Raw genomic sequence first — 14,829 nt, 5'->3', positions numbered from 1 at the left:
TGGTGCATCGCTTCTTTTTTTATAGTGCAAACACCAACACCTGGTCTAACACCACACCCTTATCGATTGCCGAAATTTTAATTCTTGTTTTATCCTTTCCTTTTATAGGGAAGCTTATCTTACGAATAGCTTGATTACGCAACACATTCATTTTCCACTCCTCACTACGTCCCATTGTTTTATAGGAGATTTCCTGTACAGCAGTATCATCCACCGAAATTGCAAAACGGATATCCTCTCCCTCTACCGGATGGCTCGGTAACAAGCGTACTTCCACGAGAACAGAATCACTTTGTATTTTATCCAAGTCATAATACAGTTCTTCGCCTTTGTGCACCATCACAGCCTTACCTTCATAACCTAATCCTTCTACAGGATGAGCTTGTCCATGTAGATCGGTGCCATTTAACATTACATGTGGTTTAACATAGCTCACCATAGGCGCAGTTGCCCGCTCTTCTTTCACGCGTTGAAATACCGGTAAATTTCGAGGCCCATAATCCATCATACGTTTCCATTTTCCATCATTCAGGGCATTATATTTATCCGTTAGTCCTACGATGCGATCAAACGCGTCATGGCTTTCTTTCCAGTCTACTTTCCCATGACGAGCCAACTGTGCACTTAACATTTTTTTGTTCATTTCCGCGGCTCCTTGTATCGGATACTTTACCAATTGAAAAAAAGCATTCCGCTTACTTTCCGAAATTATGCTTTCTACTGCTGATGCTTCTGCCGAAAGATCGCTATAGGATTGTAACCGGTCGCGCACTTCTTCTTCACTCCATGGCAAGTCGCGTACCGTTCGATAATATGCCCGATCGGCTTCCTCCTCACGCGTGTTTCCCATAAATTCTGGTTTACGGATATGTGCCAGGCGGTAATATTCTTGCATGATAGGTAGCAACTTTTCCCCTGCCTCATCACCAAATTCACGCGCCAGCCAACGATGAAGATGCTGGTTAACACCCTTTTCGTTAATTTTTTCGATATTCCAAGCCATATCCAGAAACAGTTCGGTTTGGTACTCCCCCGGCTTGATATCCCCTACATTGACAATCCATATCTTGCGTATATCATGGTCATAGGCTGTTTTCATCTGTTGATGGATTAATGCCGGACTAGCGGTGGATAACCACAGATAGTCATGTGGTCTTCCCCAATAAGAAATATGGTAATATACACCGTTTCCACCCCTTCTCTGCTTTTCTTTAGTATCAGGGAAATGCGTAATGTAACCGTAATTGTCATCACACCACATCAAGGTTACATAATCGGGCACTTTCATGCCGGCTCGATATACATCGAGCACCTCTTTATAGGGTATGACCACCTGTGGAATTTGAGACGGATCGGGGTTAATGTAGGTTTTCAATAGCGCCGTTTGATCAACGATAACCTTATCAATAGCATCCTTATATGCAGCAACACCTTTCACCCCTTCCATCGCACCGTCGTGTTTACCGCGCATTCCCATTGTAAAAATGTTATTGGAATTGCGCAGTTCTTTCAGACGATCGGACCAATAAGACAGTACGTTTTCCTTGTTCTTGACATAATTGTATCGCCCCTCGCCTACCATATCCCATTCGGTAGCACTGTTTCTTGCTAAGGGTTCGCAATGCGAAGACCCAATATAGATACCATATTTTTCGGAGGCTTCCCGGTTACCCTGCACAAAGTAAAAAGGAACTGTTACTTCGTGCATTGCCGGCCATATCGTATTTGCCCGTAACCGCAATAAGAGTTCAAAAATTCTGCTGTAGGTCTTCGGACCTATAGTCTGCATTTTTCTTGTTTTATCGGGATCTATGCCTTCCTTTATTTTAGCTTCGGGTTCAAACGTATTCGCGCTCCAAGGAGTCAAACCCCAATCTTCATCGTTGAGGAAAATCCCCCTATATTGTACATTGGGCCGTTGGGTATCTTGAAAACCAGCCGGCAATATAACGTCCGACTTTCGTTCAGGTGTCGCATCGGCCCACCAAACCCACGGTGACACACCGATTAGTCGGGACAGCTCTAACACGCCATACGCCGCCCCATGCGGATCACTACCGACTACAAACAACAACTGCGTTTTTCCGTTGCTTACAGCTTGTATATGAAAAGCCTCCCATTGTCCTGTAATCTTCGTAATATCAATCCGATATTTAGACAGGAGCTGATCAAATACCTTATTTTCACCCGGAATGCCAATAATGACTGATTCGTTCTTCGGTTTGTTGATCAATCGAAATGGCCGCTCCGTAACACCTTTCGAATCTTCTACCACCATGCCGATTGCCGTTTCCACCAAAGACGCTGTACCACTATAATGTAGGGAAGCACCTTGTCCGTTGGTTATCAATTTAAATCCTTCCTGTGCTAAACTGCAAAAAGCAATAAACAAAAGAAGGAACGTTCCTATTATTCTTTTCATCAACATTAAAGTTAATCCATAAAATGGCGAAGCGCAACCTGCAGTGTTATGGCAAGAAGGAGAAAAGCTAAGGAGGACTATAAAAAGAGATGAAGGCGTCTAAAAAGGAAGGTGCCCTTTTTAGACACCTTCCTTTTTTAATTATCTCACTCCAAAACGGTATTCTGTTTTTGACGTGTATTGCTCGCCCGGCTTCAACACCGTGGACGGAAAAGAGGGTTGATTAGGTGCATCCGGAAAATGTTGTGTTTCCAGGCAGAATGCTGAACGAAAAGGATATCCTTTTCCCCCTTTACCCTTCGGATCACTATCTCCCATAAAGTTACCACTATAAAACTGTAAGCCCGGTTCGGTTGTTAATATTTGCATTTCAATCCCTGTTTTAGGCGCATAGACTACGGCTACCTTACGGAATCCCTCCCCTTTCACTAGTTCAAAGTTGTGGTCATACCCCTTACCAACCTTTAGTTGTTCGTCGTCTGCATCGACACGTGATCCGATCGTCTGCGATTTACGGAAATCGAACGCCGTACCGGCTACTGCTAAGCTATTACCCGTAGGGATCAACGTTCCGTCCACTTCTGTGATAGCTTCCGCATCTATTTGCAACTCATGATCTAATATCGTTGAATCGCCTTCTCCGTTGAGATTAAAATAAGCGTGGTTGGTCAAGTTCAGTACCGTTTCTTTATCCGTCGATCCTTCGTAATCGATAACCAATCCGCCATTATCCGTTAGGGAATACGTCACTTTCATGGTTACTGTTCCCGGATATCCAGCTTCCCCATCTGGAGATGTGTAGGCCAATGTAATAGCTGTGTCCGAAGTTTGCTCTACGGTCCATACTTTGTTATACACGCCATTTGTACCGCCGTGAAGTGAATTTTCACCGTCGTTCTTTTCCAACGCATATGTTTGATTATTAAGAGTGAAGGACGCGTTACCTATACGGTTTCCATACCGTCCAACAATGGCGCCGTAAAAGTTACTTGCATTTCGCTTAAACTCTTCTGCCGTATCGTAGCCCAAGATAACGTCCGTCTCCTTTCCTTCCTTATCTTTTACGCTTAGGCTGACTAACCTTGCTCCATAGTTTGTAAGGGTTACATGCAGCCTGTCATTTTTTAGCGAATACAGTCTAACATCTTTTCCGTCAATAACTGCATCAAAAGCGGTCTGTTCGATACTGTCGCTTTTTGCATCTCCTGTTTCGCTTTTATTAGCTCCTTGCTGACAGGCATAGGTCAATGCAGCTGTAGCCAATAATGCAATGAAAACATTTCTTTTCATGTTCTTTATAGTTTATAGTTGTTACGTTTTACCCTTTCTTACCAGAACCTCACGTAAATTGCTGTTACGAGCAGTAAAGTTATAACAATCATCACGAGAATGGAAGGTTCCACCTTAAACATTTTTCTATCGAGTTCAAATGCTTTCGGATTAACTTTAGGACCAAATAAGCTTATTCCCACCATCACAAGCATCGTAAACGCGAAAGCTAATCCCATACAGATTTGAAAAGGAATCTCGTATACACCAAACCTGTTCGGGTAGGCTGTATAGATCCAGGTTTCCGGGCCGAAGACGTTCACCGCAAACTCATTAAAGAAGACGGAAAGTGCAAACCCTGTAATAAGCCCCGCAATCGCAGCTGGTCCGGTCGTACGCTTCCAAAACATGCCTAGTAAGAACATCGCAAAAACACCCGGACTGATAAATCCGGTATACTTCTGGATAAAGGTAAATCCTCCGGCACCACCTATACCTAAGGTGTCGTTCCAGGTAAAGAGAACAGCGATTAGGATGGACGCAATAATCGTTAGTTTGCCGATCCAAACCATTTTACCTTCGCTAGCGTCTTTATTCATGTACTTCTTGTAGATATCCAGCGTAAAGATGGTGGCTATACTATTCGCTTTACCTGCGAGACCAGCTACAATGGCTGCTGTTAACGCGGCAAGTGCCAATCCTTTCATACCGTTTGGTAAATAGCCTAAGATTGCCGAATATGCGTTATCCGCATGGAACACACCGCCTGGTGCCATTTCTTCCTGCAAAGCTCCGTTCTTATACAATACATAAGCCGCGATACCAGGCAACATAACGATGATTGGCATGAAAAGCTTAAGAAAACCTGCAAAAAGAATACCCTTACGCGCTGTGTTGAGGTCGGCTCCTAATGCACGTTGGGTAATATACTGGTTACAACCCCAGTAGTTTAGGTTCACGATCCATATCCCGGCAAGATACATTCCTATACCCGGTAACATCAAATATTTGTTAATTTCTTCCTGCGTAGCACCAGGGCCAGGTTTCTCGACGATCATATTGAAATGCTCAGGCGCATCAGTCATCAACGCATTGAAGCCCGCAAGTACATCTTTACCAAATCCGAAATGTTCACTGACCAATGTCAGGGCTACATAGGTTGTCGCGATACCACCAATGATCAGTACAACCACCTGGATAACGTCGGTAAAACCAATAACACGCATACCGCCGAGCGTAATGATGACGGCAAAGACAGCCAACGCAACCATGATTAAATGAAAAGTGTCTCCTCCACCCGCCAAGCTGGAGATCGCTATTGCTCCCAAATAAAGAATCGACGTCAGGTTCACGAACACATATAAAAACAACCAAAACACCGCCATGATAAGACTTGTCGTTTCGTTATAACGGTTGTTCAAGAACTGCGGCATCGTGAAGATCTTATTCTTCAGATAGACAGGAATGAACCATACAGCCACAATAATAAGTGCAACTGCTGCAATAATCTCGTAAGCTGCTACCGCGATTCCTACTTCAAAACCATTTCCGCTCATCCCGATAAACTGCTCTGCTGAGATATTGGAAGCAATTAAGGACGCCCCAATGGCCCACCATGTTAATGAGCCTTCTGCGAGAAAATAATCCTTACTGGTGTTTTGTGCCGCCGTTTTCTTACGGTAGATCCAGTAGCCATACCCGGCTACAACAAAAAAGTAGATTACGAAGATAATGTAGTCTACTGTTGCAAATTTTTCCATGTGTTATACAGCTGATAAGTAAAAAGGCTTTCCGCTACATGATCGTGTTTTGGAAAGCCTTGGTAAGGCTATTTTTTTAGCAAGTAATATAATTCATTCCACTTTAGTTGGTTTTCCAAACCTGTCAGTGTTGTATTTTCATCAATTGCTACATATTCGAGTCCCGCGATCCTTGCGAAATCTTCCAGATATTCGGGTGTCAGACTCAGACTATATGCAGTGTGGTGTGCTCCTCCAGCATAAATCCAGGCACTACATCCTGTTTTCATATCCGGTAACGGTCTCCATAGCACCCTAGCAACTGGTAATTTTGGAAGTTTCTCCACAACCGGCACACCTTCCACTTTGTTGACGATCAGGCGGAAGCGTGTTCCCATATCCACTAACGAAGCGTTCAGGGCGGGTCCGCTGATACCGTTAAAGACCAAACGAGCCGGGTCCGCTTTTCCCCCAATGCCCAGTGGATGTACTTCAATCCTTGGCTTATGTGCAGCCAGTGCCGCATCGATCTCTAACATATGCGACCCCAGCACCATCGCATTGTCCGGATCGAAATGGTAGGTATAATCTTCCATAAAAGCGGTTGTACCCGGCAGCCCTGCCCCCATTACTTTACAAGCGCGAACCAATGCAGGGGTCTTCCAATCGCCTTCTCCCGCAAACCCATAACCTTCTGCCATCAAACGTTGAACCGGTAAACCTGGCAATTGTACCATACCATGTAGATCCTCGAAAGTATCGGTAAAGCCTTTGAAATTACCTGCTTCCAAGAATTTACGGAGACCGATTTCAATTTTAGCAGCTTCTACTAGGCTTTGGCGGTCTGCCCCACCCGCTATTACATTATCCGCCAACTCATACGTTTCTTCGTATTCGTTTAACAGTGCTTGAAGTTCTTCATCACTGGTTTCATTGATCACCGCAACTAAATCACCGATAGCGTAGGTGTTTACCGAAAAACCAAATTTTGTTTCCGCTTCTACTTTGTCCCCATCGGTAACGGCTACGTTGCGCATATTATCGCCGAAACGGGCAAACTTCGCCCCCTGCCAATCATGCCATGCCGCGGCAGCCCGTGTCCATACATTAATCCGGTCAATGACTTCTTCATCTTGCCAATGGCCGGTTACGACCTTACGTCCTATATTTAAACGCGTAACGATATGTCCAAATTCCCGGTCACCATGTGCACTTTGGTTGAGGTTCATGAAATCCATGTCCATCGTTTCCCATGGGATGTCTCTATTATATTGCGTATGCAGGTGCAATAACGGCTTCTGCAATGCTTTCAAGCCTCTTATCCACATTTTAGCCGGAGAGAAAGTGTGCATCCACGTTACCAACCCGATACATTCCCGCGTAGCGTTAGCCTCCACAATAGTGTCATAAATCTCGTCGCTATTCTTTACAATAGGCTTATAGATTACCTCGACCGGGATTTTTTCGTGGGCTGAAAGATATCCTGCAATTTCTGCAGCATGCACCGCTACTTCCCGTAGTGTTTCTTCTCCATATAAATCTTGGCTCCCCGTCAGGAACCATACTTGTAATTTATTTAATGCAATATTCATTTTTCGTTATTTATTTTTGGATAACTTATCCCTTATAATTTATCACTCATCACTGCTTTATTCCTGCCCATAATACGCATCCGTACCATGTTTACGATCATAATGCTTTTTAATCAATGCGTCTTTAAGCCGAGGTGCGTTCGGATTGATTTGTTCCGTTAAATGCGCCATTTGCGCTACCGTTTCCAATACCGCACTGTTATAGACCGATTTAATACCCGTCTTTCCCCATGCAAACGGAGCATGGTTTCCAACCAATACCATTTCGACTTCCTTATAATCCAACTGCTGCGCTTCAAAATGGTTAATAATCTGAAAGCCCGTTTCGTATTCGTAGTTTCCCAGGATCATCTCATCACTCATTGGTGGCGCACAGGGTATGTCAACCGTCAGGTGATCAGCGTGAGTCGTTCCAAAAATAGGAATATCCCGTTGACTCTGCGCCCATGCGGTACCGTATGTAGAATGGGTATGGGTAATCCCACCAATACCATCCCAATGTTTGTAAAGTACGGCGTGTGTCTTTGTATCCGAGGAAGGACGCAAGTTGCCCTCTACCGTATTTCCTTCGAAGTCGACAATCACCATCTGATCTGGCGTCAGCTCTTCATACGGAATACCACTCGGTTTAATAGCAAAAACACCTTTCTCGCGATCTGCCACACTTACATTTCCAAAGGTAAATAGCACTAAACCCAATTTAGGCAGCTGCATGTTGCACGCGTATGCCTCTTCTTTTATTGCTGTATACATTGTTATTATTCGTTTTCTGTGATTTGACTAACCAATCGCTGTTCGCTGATTCTGGCGTCTTTATTTTCAACAAAAGATCCTAATTTTTTATACTGTTCATAGCGATCTGCATAAATGGCCACCATCTCCGGGCGGGGACTATACGTACGCTCGAAGCCTTGTCCCATGGCTTCCATTGCATCTTCTACTTTCGTATAGATACCAGCTACTGTTGCGGCAAACATCGCTGCACCTAACGCACAGGTCTGTTCCGATTTGTGTACCCGTATGGGCATATTGATTACATCGGCCATCGTCTGCATAATATAGGGAGACTTTTTGGCTACTCCCCCCAATCCGATTATTCCCTTAACAGGGATGCCTTCGTCTATAAAACGGTCTACTATACCTTTTGCTCCGAAGCAGGTCGCTTCCACAATGGCACGGAAAATCCGCGGCGCATCTGTTCCGAGGTGCAATCCGCTTATTGCGGCTTTCAACGTTTGGTCGGCATCGGGAGTACGGCGGCCGTTAAACCAGTCGAGCGCAAGTTCGGAGGTTTGCGTTACCGGTAGCGCTTCGGCTTGCCTTCCTAACTGTGGAATGATCTGGTCATCGATAAAATCAATCACTTTATTCACGTCCTCTTCTCCTAAAACCCCGCTATCTGCTAACAAATTTTTTACCGGCCAAAGTAGTACTTGTTTGAACCAGGCATAGGCATCGCCAAAGGCCGACTGGCCTGCTTCCATACCAATCATTCCCGGAATCACCGAACCATCTACCTGTCCACAAATACCTTTTACGAGCGTATCCGCTACCTCTGTTTTTGGCGCGACGAGCACATCACATGTTGAGGTACCGATCACCTTACTCACATAATAAGGTTCGATCTCTCCACCCACAGCCCCCATATGACAGTCAAATGCACCTACACCTACAACAACATCGGTAGACAGCCCCAATCGCGCAGCCCATTCTTCCGATAATGTACCCGCAGATTGGTCGGAGGTATATGTTTCCGTAAACAACCGTGCTGTGATACCATCTAATAAAGGATCTAATGAACTAAAAAATGAATTGGGAGGTAGCCCGTCAAACTCAGCCGCCCAAAGCGATTTATGTCCCGCAGCGCAAACACTCCGTTTAATAGCTGTTGCTCGCGTTCCGCCTGTCAGTAGAAAAGGGATATAATCACAATGTTCCACCCAAGTATAAAGAGATTTTCGCACCGATTCATCCACCCGTAAAATGTGCAGTAGTTTTGCCCAAAACCATTCAGACGAGTAAACTCCGCCAACATATTTTAGATAGTTGAGATCAAAGCTGTTTGCATGATCATTAATTTGTTGCGCCTCTTGTACTGCGGTATGGTCTTTCCACAACACGAACATCGCATTGGGGTTATCCGCAAATTCATCTAATAAAGCTAAAGGAACACCGCGCTCATCCACTGCTATCGGCGTAGACCCGGTAGTATCTACCGAAATAGCTTTTACCTGTTGCGCAGTGACAACTCCCTCCGCTTTTTTTAAGCAATCCTTCACTGTTGCTTCCAGCCCCTCTATATAATCCAGCGGATGTTGGCGAAACTGACTCGCCGACGCATCACAAAATTCTCCTTTTTTCCACCTTGGATAATAAAATACAGACGAAGCAATTTCATTTCCATTAGCTGCATCGACCAATATGGCTCTCACGGAGTCACTGCCATAATCCAATCCAATCACATACGATTTTTCCATTACGAACACCTTTTTCTGGTTTATAATACCTTTTTTCTGTCCCTCGTCCATATTCCTACAAATATGGATTCAAGCGTTTCTCGTTCAAAATTAATGTCAAATTAACACTTAATTTTAGAAAAGTGAAAATTTTATTTTATATTCCGTAAAATAAATTTAATTGTAGCTATATTAACAGCATAAATCAGTAATCTATTAACGTGGGGGAGCCCTACAATCAATATATGGATTTTTACAAAAACGAACCAAAAACTTTGCTGGCCGTGGATTGCGTTATCCTTGGCTTTAATGGTGAATCGCTGGAAATATTATTAGTAAAAAGAGCAATTGCGCCAGAACGTAATAAATGGAGCTTGATGGGAGGTTTTGTACAGGACGACGAGAGCCCCGAACGGGCCGCCTCGCGCGTTCTCAAAAAGCTAACGGGCTTGACGAACCTCTATATGGAAAATTGCGGCATATTTGGCGAACCCGGCCGCGAAAAACGACGAGTGGTCAGTATCACTTACTTTGCGCTAATCGACACAAAACAATATAAGCATATTCTAAGTGAGGAGTATGAAGCAAAATGGTTTCCCCTGAACGATCACCCGAAGCTTATTTTCGATCACGAAGACATGATTGCCGCTGCAAAGCATACGCTACGCACTAAAGCGGCGTTGTATCCCATCTTGTTTGAGTTGTTGCCGGAAAAGTTTACTGTTCCTCAAATCGCATCCTTATATGAATGTGTATATGATATCGATCTGGATAAGCGGAATTTTAGCCGTAAGCTTCTCGCTTCTGGCCTGATCATCAAATTAAACGAAAAAGATAAGAACTCGAAAAAAGGTGCTTTTTATTATCGCTTGAATATGGCTATATATAAGGAGAAAATAATGTCGTTCCTACGCTATTTGCCAGGCTGGTCCGTTGAATGATGAACTATAAATTGTATGGGTTACGCACTATAAAGAGGGTCGGATATTGACATAGAATGGCGTTTCTTTCTGCTCTTTTTTCTGCTGTTTGATGATTTGCGCGGCATATTTCCCCATGAGCTCGAAGTCGGTAGAGATAGTCGCTATGCCATTGAGGATAAATTTTTTGAGCGGCGTTTCATTGTAGGATATTACCCCGACATCTTTGCCAATCTGATAATCTTTTGCGATCGTCTTTTCTAAAATCTGTACCAGATCGTCTTCGGCCAGCATGATATAGCATTCCCCTTTCTTCAGCGTTTCTACGGAAATATCGCCTACAAGCAGGTGATCAAACGCATATTGCTGACAAAACCTATAAAAGCCTTTGATTATAGCTTTGGGGTAATCGCTGTGATCAGGAAAGACAAGTTTCAACGTACGGTACTGCGAGAGGGGCGACAACATTTTCTCCAACGCCTCATAAATATCTTTCTCATAGTTTTCATAGACCGCGTCAAAACTTCCTTCCAACCCATCGATGAGTTTCCCTAATAACATCAACTTATCGACAGGAATAAGTCTTAGTACCTCTGGCGCTTGATCACTTCCCTCTTTGAAATGGGGAAACACCACATAACGGTCGTATTGCTTCGTTAAATTCAACAATAAGCTACGCAGATGTGAAATATCGCTGTTATACACGAACAAGTCTAATGATGCTTCATCGCCAAGCTCGCGCGCAAAGGCATCGTAAATAATTTTTTTATGCGCACTTAGTTTATTTAGAAATAAAGCAATCTTCTGTTTGCTAACTACATCTGATTTGGCAACAAAATACCCTTTTCCGGGCGTAGACGAGATAATATCCAAGCTTTTAAGGTGCCTGTAGCCTTTTTCTACGGTATCTCGGGAAATATCAAAATACACACTCACTTCGTTGATAGAAGGCAGAATATCTCCTTGCTTCAATTGATTCTTTCGCACGCCTTCAATGACCGCATCCGCTAATTGCAAATACTTCGGCGTAGACGAAAACTCGCTGATCTGAATGCTTTTGATAAAATCAATGTCGCTCATGTTATTTCTATTATAGAAACATTAAAGAAACGTTTTTTTTGGAAAAAATGCAAGCGAAAAGACGTTTACACACATACTGATGGTGTCGTCTGCGTACGGAAGTGTCCCGTCGGCACACGGAAAAACGGCAAACAGTTATTTCTTTGCGATTATGTACATGTACATGTGAATGCCTGCACGGGACATGTAGATTTTGTCCCTTGACAAAACCATCATGTTCGGTGCGTTGCTCATTGTGTTCCCGTACATACCGATTATGTCGCATGAGAAAGCAGCAACATCCATTGTGTTTGCAAGGCATGCACGCGACATGTCTATGTTGTACGTTGACTTGTGGTTTATATATAGTGCGTCGTTCGTTATGTAACGTGACAAGATCGACAACTACATTGCTTTGTTGATTATGTCACGGTACATAGACGCTAAGTACATGGAGGTTGGGGCTATGTAGATGTACAAAATGGGAGATTACCGACGTCGATATTCGACAAGCTATTTTGAAAAAAATGCAAAGTCTTTGCTGCTGGCAGACATAAAGGAGCATTACCCGCACTATATCGCCGACAGTGCAAATAGCGGTATGTTGGTCATCCAACTTTCTTCCCGGTAATCGCTCATAGAGGCGCGGATGGCCTTTCGAGGCTGGTATTTGTCACAATATACACGCAAACTTTTGGCTTGTAAGTTTTCTTCAGCTTTCACCTCCACGGGTATAACCTCGCCTTTGTATTGAATAAGAAAGTCGATCTCTGCCCGTGAATTGTCAGGAGACCAATAGTATGTGTTAAGATCTTCCCGGGTCACGAATTGCTGAAGAACATATTGTTCAGTCAGAGCGCCCTTAAACTCTCGAAAAACCATGTTGCCCTCTAACAGACTGCGTACATCTAGATCAGTCATCGCAGCAAGTAAGCCAACATCGACCAAAAACAGTTTGAAAGCACTAAAATTCTCATAGGCCTTTAGCGGGATAGCCGGCTTACTGACATTGTGTATTTTATGAACTAACCCGCAATCGATCAACCATGTCATTGCCAATTCATAATCCTTCGCCCGAGCCCCCTGTCGTATAATTCCATAGATAAACTTTTTATTCTCTTTTACCAACTGAGCGGGTATTGCGTTCCAAAGCATGCGAATACGCGGGACAATATCGTGTGGAGCGTGTTTGGAAAAATCTTGCTCATAGGCTGTCAATATACGCTTTTGTACCGCCCTTACCTCATCGTGGTTCCTAGATTTCACAAATGTATTTACAGCCTCAGGCATTCCCCCAACATAATAATAATGACGCAACCATTCTTTAAATTTTGGCGAGAAGCTATTGATCATTGGCCAATCGCTGCTTTTTAGCAATTGTACTAAGGCGTCTTGCCCAGCTGCCGATAGAAACTCTGTAAATGACAAGGGGTAAAGATCTATAAATTCTACTTTGCCAACGGGAAAAGAAGTATGATTATGAAGTGTCACACCTAGCAATGAGCCGGCACAGATTATATCGTATTGTGGTGCATTTTCGTGAAAATATTTTAGGGCTGTAATAGCCTCCGGAACTTCTTGTATCTCATCGAAAATGAGAAGTGTATTTTCATCAATCGAAATGCCCGTTTCGATTTGCAGACCTAATATAATACGATCAATATTGAAGTCAGTCGTAAAAAGATTTTTTATCAACGGATTGCTTTCCATGTTCACGTATGCAACTTTTGCGTAGGATGCCTTTCCAAAAGTACGCATCAACCATGTCTTTCCAACTTGACGGGCACCTCTAATAATTAATGGCTTATGTCCCTCCCGGGACTTCCATGACAATAACTGTGGATATAAATCTCGTTTCATATTACAATAATACAAGAATATGTACGAGTTTACGTCATAAACAACACTTTTATGTACGAGTTTATGATAAAAACTACTTTTTTATGTAGGAGTTTAATATTTCCAAACGACGTATAGACTGCCTATTAACAATGGTATACCTGCTGTTCACCATGCAGAGGCCCCCACTGACAAAAGAGAGGTGCCGCCGTCTACGTTTTTGTTTTGTAAAAACTGACTATAGCGACTTTTCCGATTCGAAGTTTGTTTTTGGAGAGTAGCGACGGGCGTTTACTCAAAACAAACTTCCTTTTAAATAAACAAACCTTCGCTTTTATGAATGGCCGTGGTGAGTTTAAGGAGTATGCACACAAAAAAGCCGGTATTCTAAAATACCGGCCTTATTTGCTACGCTATGAACGATTACTATTCACTTTTCTTGAAAGTTAAATCTGTTATAGCTTTTTTTATACGTGTGCCGTTGTGGAACAACACCCGTTTGCGGTGGATATTAGCAGCCGTTACTTCCTCTGATGTTTCACTGCCCATGCTACTCGTTCCCAAACGAAAAGACCCAAGTTCACCCAAACGAACAATGTAGCCTCGAGAGATGTTGCGCGGAATCTCGCGCACCAAGCTATACAACACCGCCATGACGTCTGATTCCGTAATGGACGATCCATGGGAGATGTCAGAAGCTAGATCTTCCAGGGTAATCTCGCCGCTGCTCACCGGACGTGCATAGAATTTTTTTGGGGCAGCCGCATCCTGCGGGTTGCCGATTTCCTGAACATTGAATTTAATTGCCATAATACTAAAATTAAGAGTTTAAAAAATGTTTGTCGGTATCGGTCTACTGCACCACGGCGAGCTCTTTCCAAGGTTGTTTTCCAATACCTTTTTCCATGTTCTAATCCTCGCGAGATAATCGAACAGGACAAACATAAAGCATCCTTCAAATCTCTTTGTCCGAAATGTCCGAAAATGACCGAAATGGCATCAAATGTCCGAAAATGGTTGAAATGTCCATAATTGGTAGTTCCTGATGTGTTTGAGCAAAGTTGATCATAAATACGATATGAAAAAAACTCATGAATAGATACGAACCCCCTATCTATATAGGAATAGTGTTCGGTTAATCTATTCATAAAATAGTTGTAAAAAACTATAACAAACGAATACAACAAGAACTCTGTTTATAATTTCTTTAAATGGCAGACTCAACCTTCTAAAAGAACTTCAAACTTAAAAATAAAATGAGGCTGTCTCAAAAGTAATTTTTGAGCAGCCTTTTTTTATTTTCTACTATTCTCCACATTATTTCTATTTTTTGTTGATATTTTATTCATCTATCCTGTTGTATATCAGTGTTCTGACCCCTATCTTTAAGGTATGGCAAGAGGCAAAACGACCACGGTGGTTTTCAAGCGTAACCTGCAGCACCAGACCATGCTGCTCCCGCCCGATTTGGGGGAATTGATTGCTCCGGATCATCCCGTACGCATCTTAAACGAGGTTTTGGACAGGATAGAC

10 protein-coding genes are annotated in these 14,829 nt (G+C 43.2%); 1 reads left to right on the top strand and 9 read right to left on the bottom strand.

Annotation, left to right across the window (positions count from 1 at the left end; genetic code table 11):
• Positions 1-19 precede the first annotated feature (19 nt).
• From C5745_RS13670 to C5745_RS13645, 6 genes are all read right to left on the bottom strand, one after another.
• Positions 20-2,422, bottom strand: a complete 2,403-nt coding sequence (locus C5745_RS13670; RefSeq protein WP_105717691.1) for a glycosyl hydrolase 115 family protein — start codon at positions 2,420-2,422, stop codon at positions 20-22.
• Between the two features lie 141 nt (positions 2,423-2,563).
• Positions 2,564-3,712, bottom strand: coding sequence for an aldose epimerase family protein (locus C5745_RS13665; protein WP_105717576.1), 1,149 nt, complete (start codon positions 3,710-3,712; stop codon positions 2,564-2,566).
• A 38-nt stretch (positions 3,713-3,750) separates the two neighbouring features.
• Positions 3,751-5,451, bottom strand: a complete 1,701-nt coding sequence (locus tag C5745_RS13660; RefSeq protein WP_105717575.1) for a sodium:solute symporter family transporter — start codon at positions 5,449-5,451, stop codon at positions 3,751-3,753.
• Between the two features lie 68 nt (positions 5,452-5,519).
• Complete coding sequence (gene araA, locus C5745_RS13655) at positions 5,520-7,022, bottom strand: L-arabinose isomerase (protein ID WP_105717574.1); 1,503 nt, start codon at positions 7,020-7,022, stop codon at positions 5,520-5,522.
• A 57-nt stretch (positions 7,023-7,079) separates the two neighbouring features.
• Positions 7,080-7,775: an L-ribulose-5-phosphate 4-epimerase gene (locus C5745_RS13650; protein WP_105717573.1), complete on the bottom strand. Its 696-nt coding sequence runs from the start codon at positions 7,773-7,775 to the stop codon at positions 7,080-7,082.
• Between the two features lie 5 nt (positions 7,776-7,780).
• Positions 7,781-9,499 carry a ribulokinase gene (locus tag C5745_RS13645; RefSeq protein WP_105717690.1) on the bottom strand — a complete coding sequence of 573 codons (1,719 nt, stop codon included), beginning with the start codon at positions 9,497-9,499 and terminating at the stop codon, positions 7,781-7,783.
• 224 nt (positions 9,500-9,723) lie between these two features.
• On the opposite strand from C5745_RS13645, the gene C5745_RS13640 reads away from it, so the two are divergent.
• Positions 9,724-10,419: an NUDIX hydrolase gene (locus tag C5745_RS13640; protein ID WP_105717572.1), complete on the top strand. Its 696-nt coding sequence runs from the start codon at positions 9,724-9,726 to the stop codon at positions 10,417-10,419.
• A gap of 27 nt (positions 10,420-10,446) precedes the next feature.
• On the opposite strand, the gene C5745_RS13635 is transcribed toward C5745_RS13640, so the two are convergent.
• From C5745_RS13635 to C5745_RS13625, 3 genes are all read right to left on the bottom strand, one after another.
• Positions 10,447-11,478, bottom strand: a complete 1,032-nt coding sequence (locus C5745_RS13635; RefSeq protein WP_105717571.1) for a GntR family transcriptional regulator — start codon at positions 11,476-11,478, stop codon at positions 10,447-10,449.
• 552 nt (positions 11,479-12,030) lie between these two features.
• Positions 12,031-13,317, bottom strand: coding sequence for an ATP-binding protein (locus tag C5745_RS13630; RefSeq protein ID WP_105717570.1), 1,287 nt, complete (start codon positions 13,315-13,317; stop codon positions 12,031-12,033).
• 405 nt (positions 13,318-13,722) lie between these two features.
• Positions 13,723-14,106, bottom strand: a complete 384-nt coding sequence (locus C5745_RS13625) for an HU family DNA-binding protein (RefSeq protein WP_165793097.1) — start codon at positions 14,104-14,106, stop codon at positions 13,723-13,725.
• Positions 14,107-14,829: the final 723 nt, after the last annotated feature.

The sequence above is a fragment of the Sphingobacterium haloxyli genome (genome assembly GCF_002980525.1).
Classification (GTDB): domain Bacteria; phylum Bacteroidota; class Bacteroidia; order Sphingobacteriales; family Sphingobacteriaceae; genus Sphingobacterium; species Sphingobacterium haloxyli.
Note: the sequence above shows the minus strand (reverse complement) of the source record. Positions and strands in the feature narration are given on the sequence as shown.

Bases quoted from the DNA above. Each gene is read 5' to 3' on its own strand.
- C5745_RS13670 (WP_105717691.1), bottom strand. From the start codon at position 2,422: ATGAAAAGAATAATAGGAACGTTCCTTCTTTTGTTTATTGCTTTTTGC.
- C5745_RS13665 (WP_105717576.1), bottom strand. From the start codon at position 3,712: ATGAAAAGAAATGTTTTCATTGCATTATTGGCTACAGCTGCATTGACC.
- C5745_RS13660 (WP_105717575.1), bottom strand. From the start codon at position 5,451: ATGGAAAAATTTGCAACAGTAGACTACATTATCTTCGTAATCTACTTT.
- araA (WP_105717574.1), bottom strand. From the start codon at position 7,022: ATGAATATTGCATTAAATAAATTACAAGTATGGTTCCTGACGGGGAGC.
- C5745_RS13650 (WP_105717573.1), bottom strand. From the start codon at position 7,775: ATGTATACAGCAATAAAAGAAGAGGCATACGCGTGCAACATGCAGCTG.
- C5745_RS13645 (WP_105717690.1), bottom strand. From the start codon at position 9,499: ATGGAAAAATCGTATGTGATTGGATTGGATTATGGCAGTGACTCCGTG.
- C5745_RS13640 (WP_105717572.1), top strand. From the start codon at position 9,724: ATGGATTTTTACAAAAACGAACCAAAAACTTTGCTGGCCGTGGATTGC.
- C5745_RS13635 (WP_105717571.1), bottom strand. From the start codon at position 11,478: ATGAGCGACATTGATTTTATCAAAAGCATTCAGATCAGCGAGTTTTCG.
- C5745_RS13630 (WP_105717570.1), bottom strand. From the start codon at position 13,317: ATGAAACGAGATTTATATCCACAGTTATTGTCATGGAAGTCCCGGGAG.
- C5745_RS13625 (WP_165793097.1), bottom strand. From the start codon at position 14,106: ATGGCAATTAAATTCAATGTTCAGGAAATCGGCAACCCGCAGGATGCG.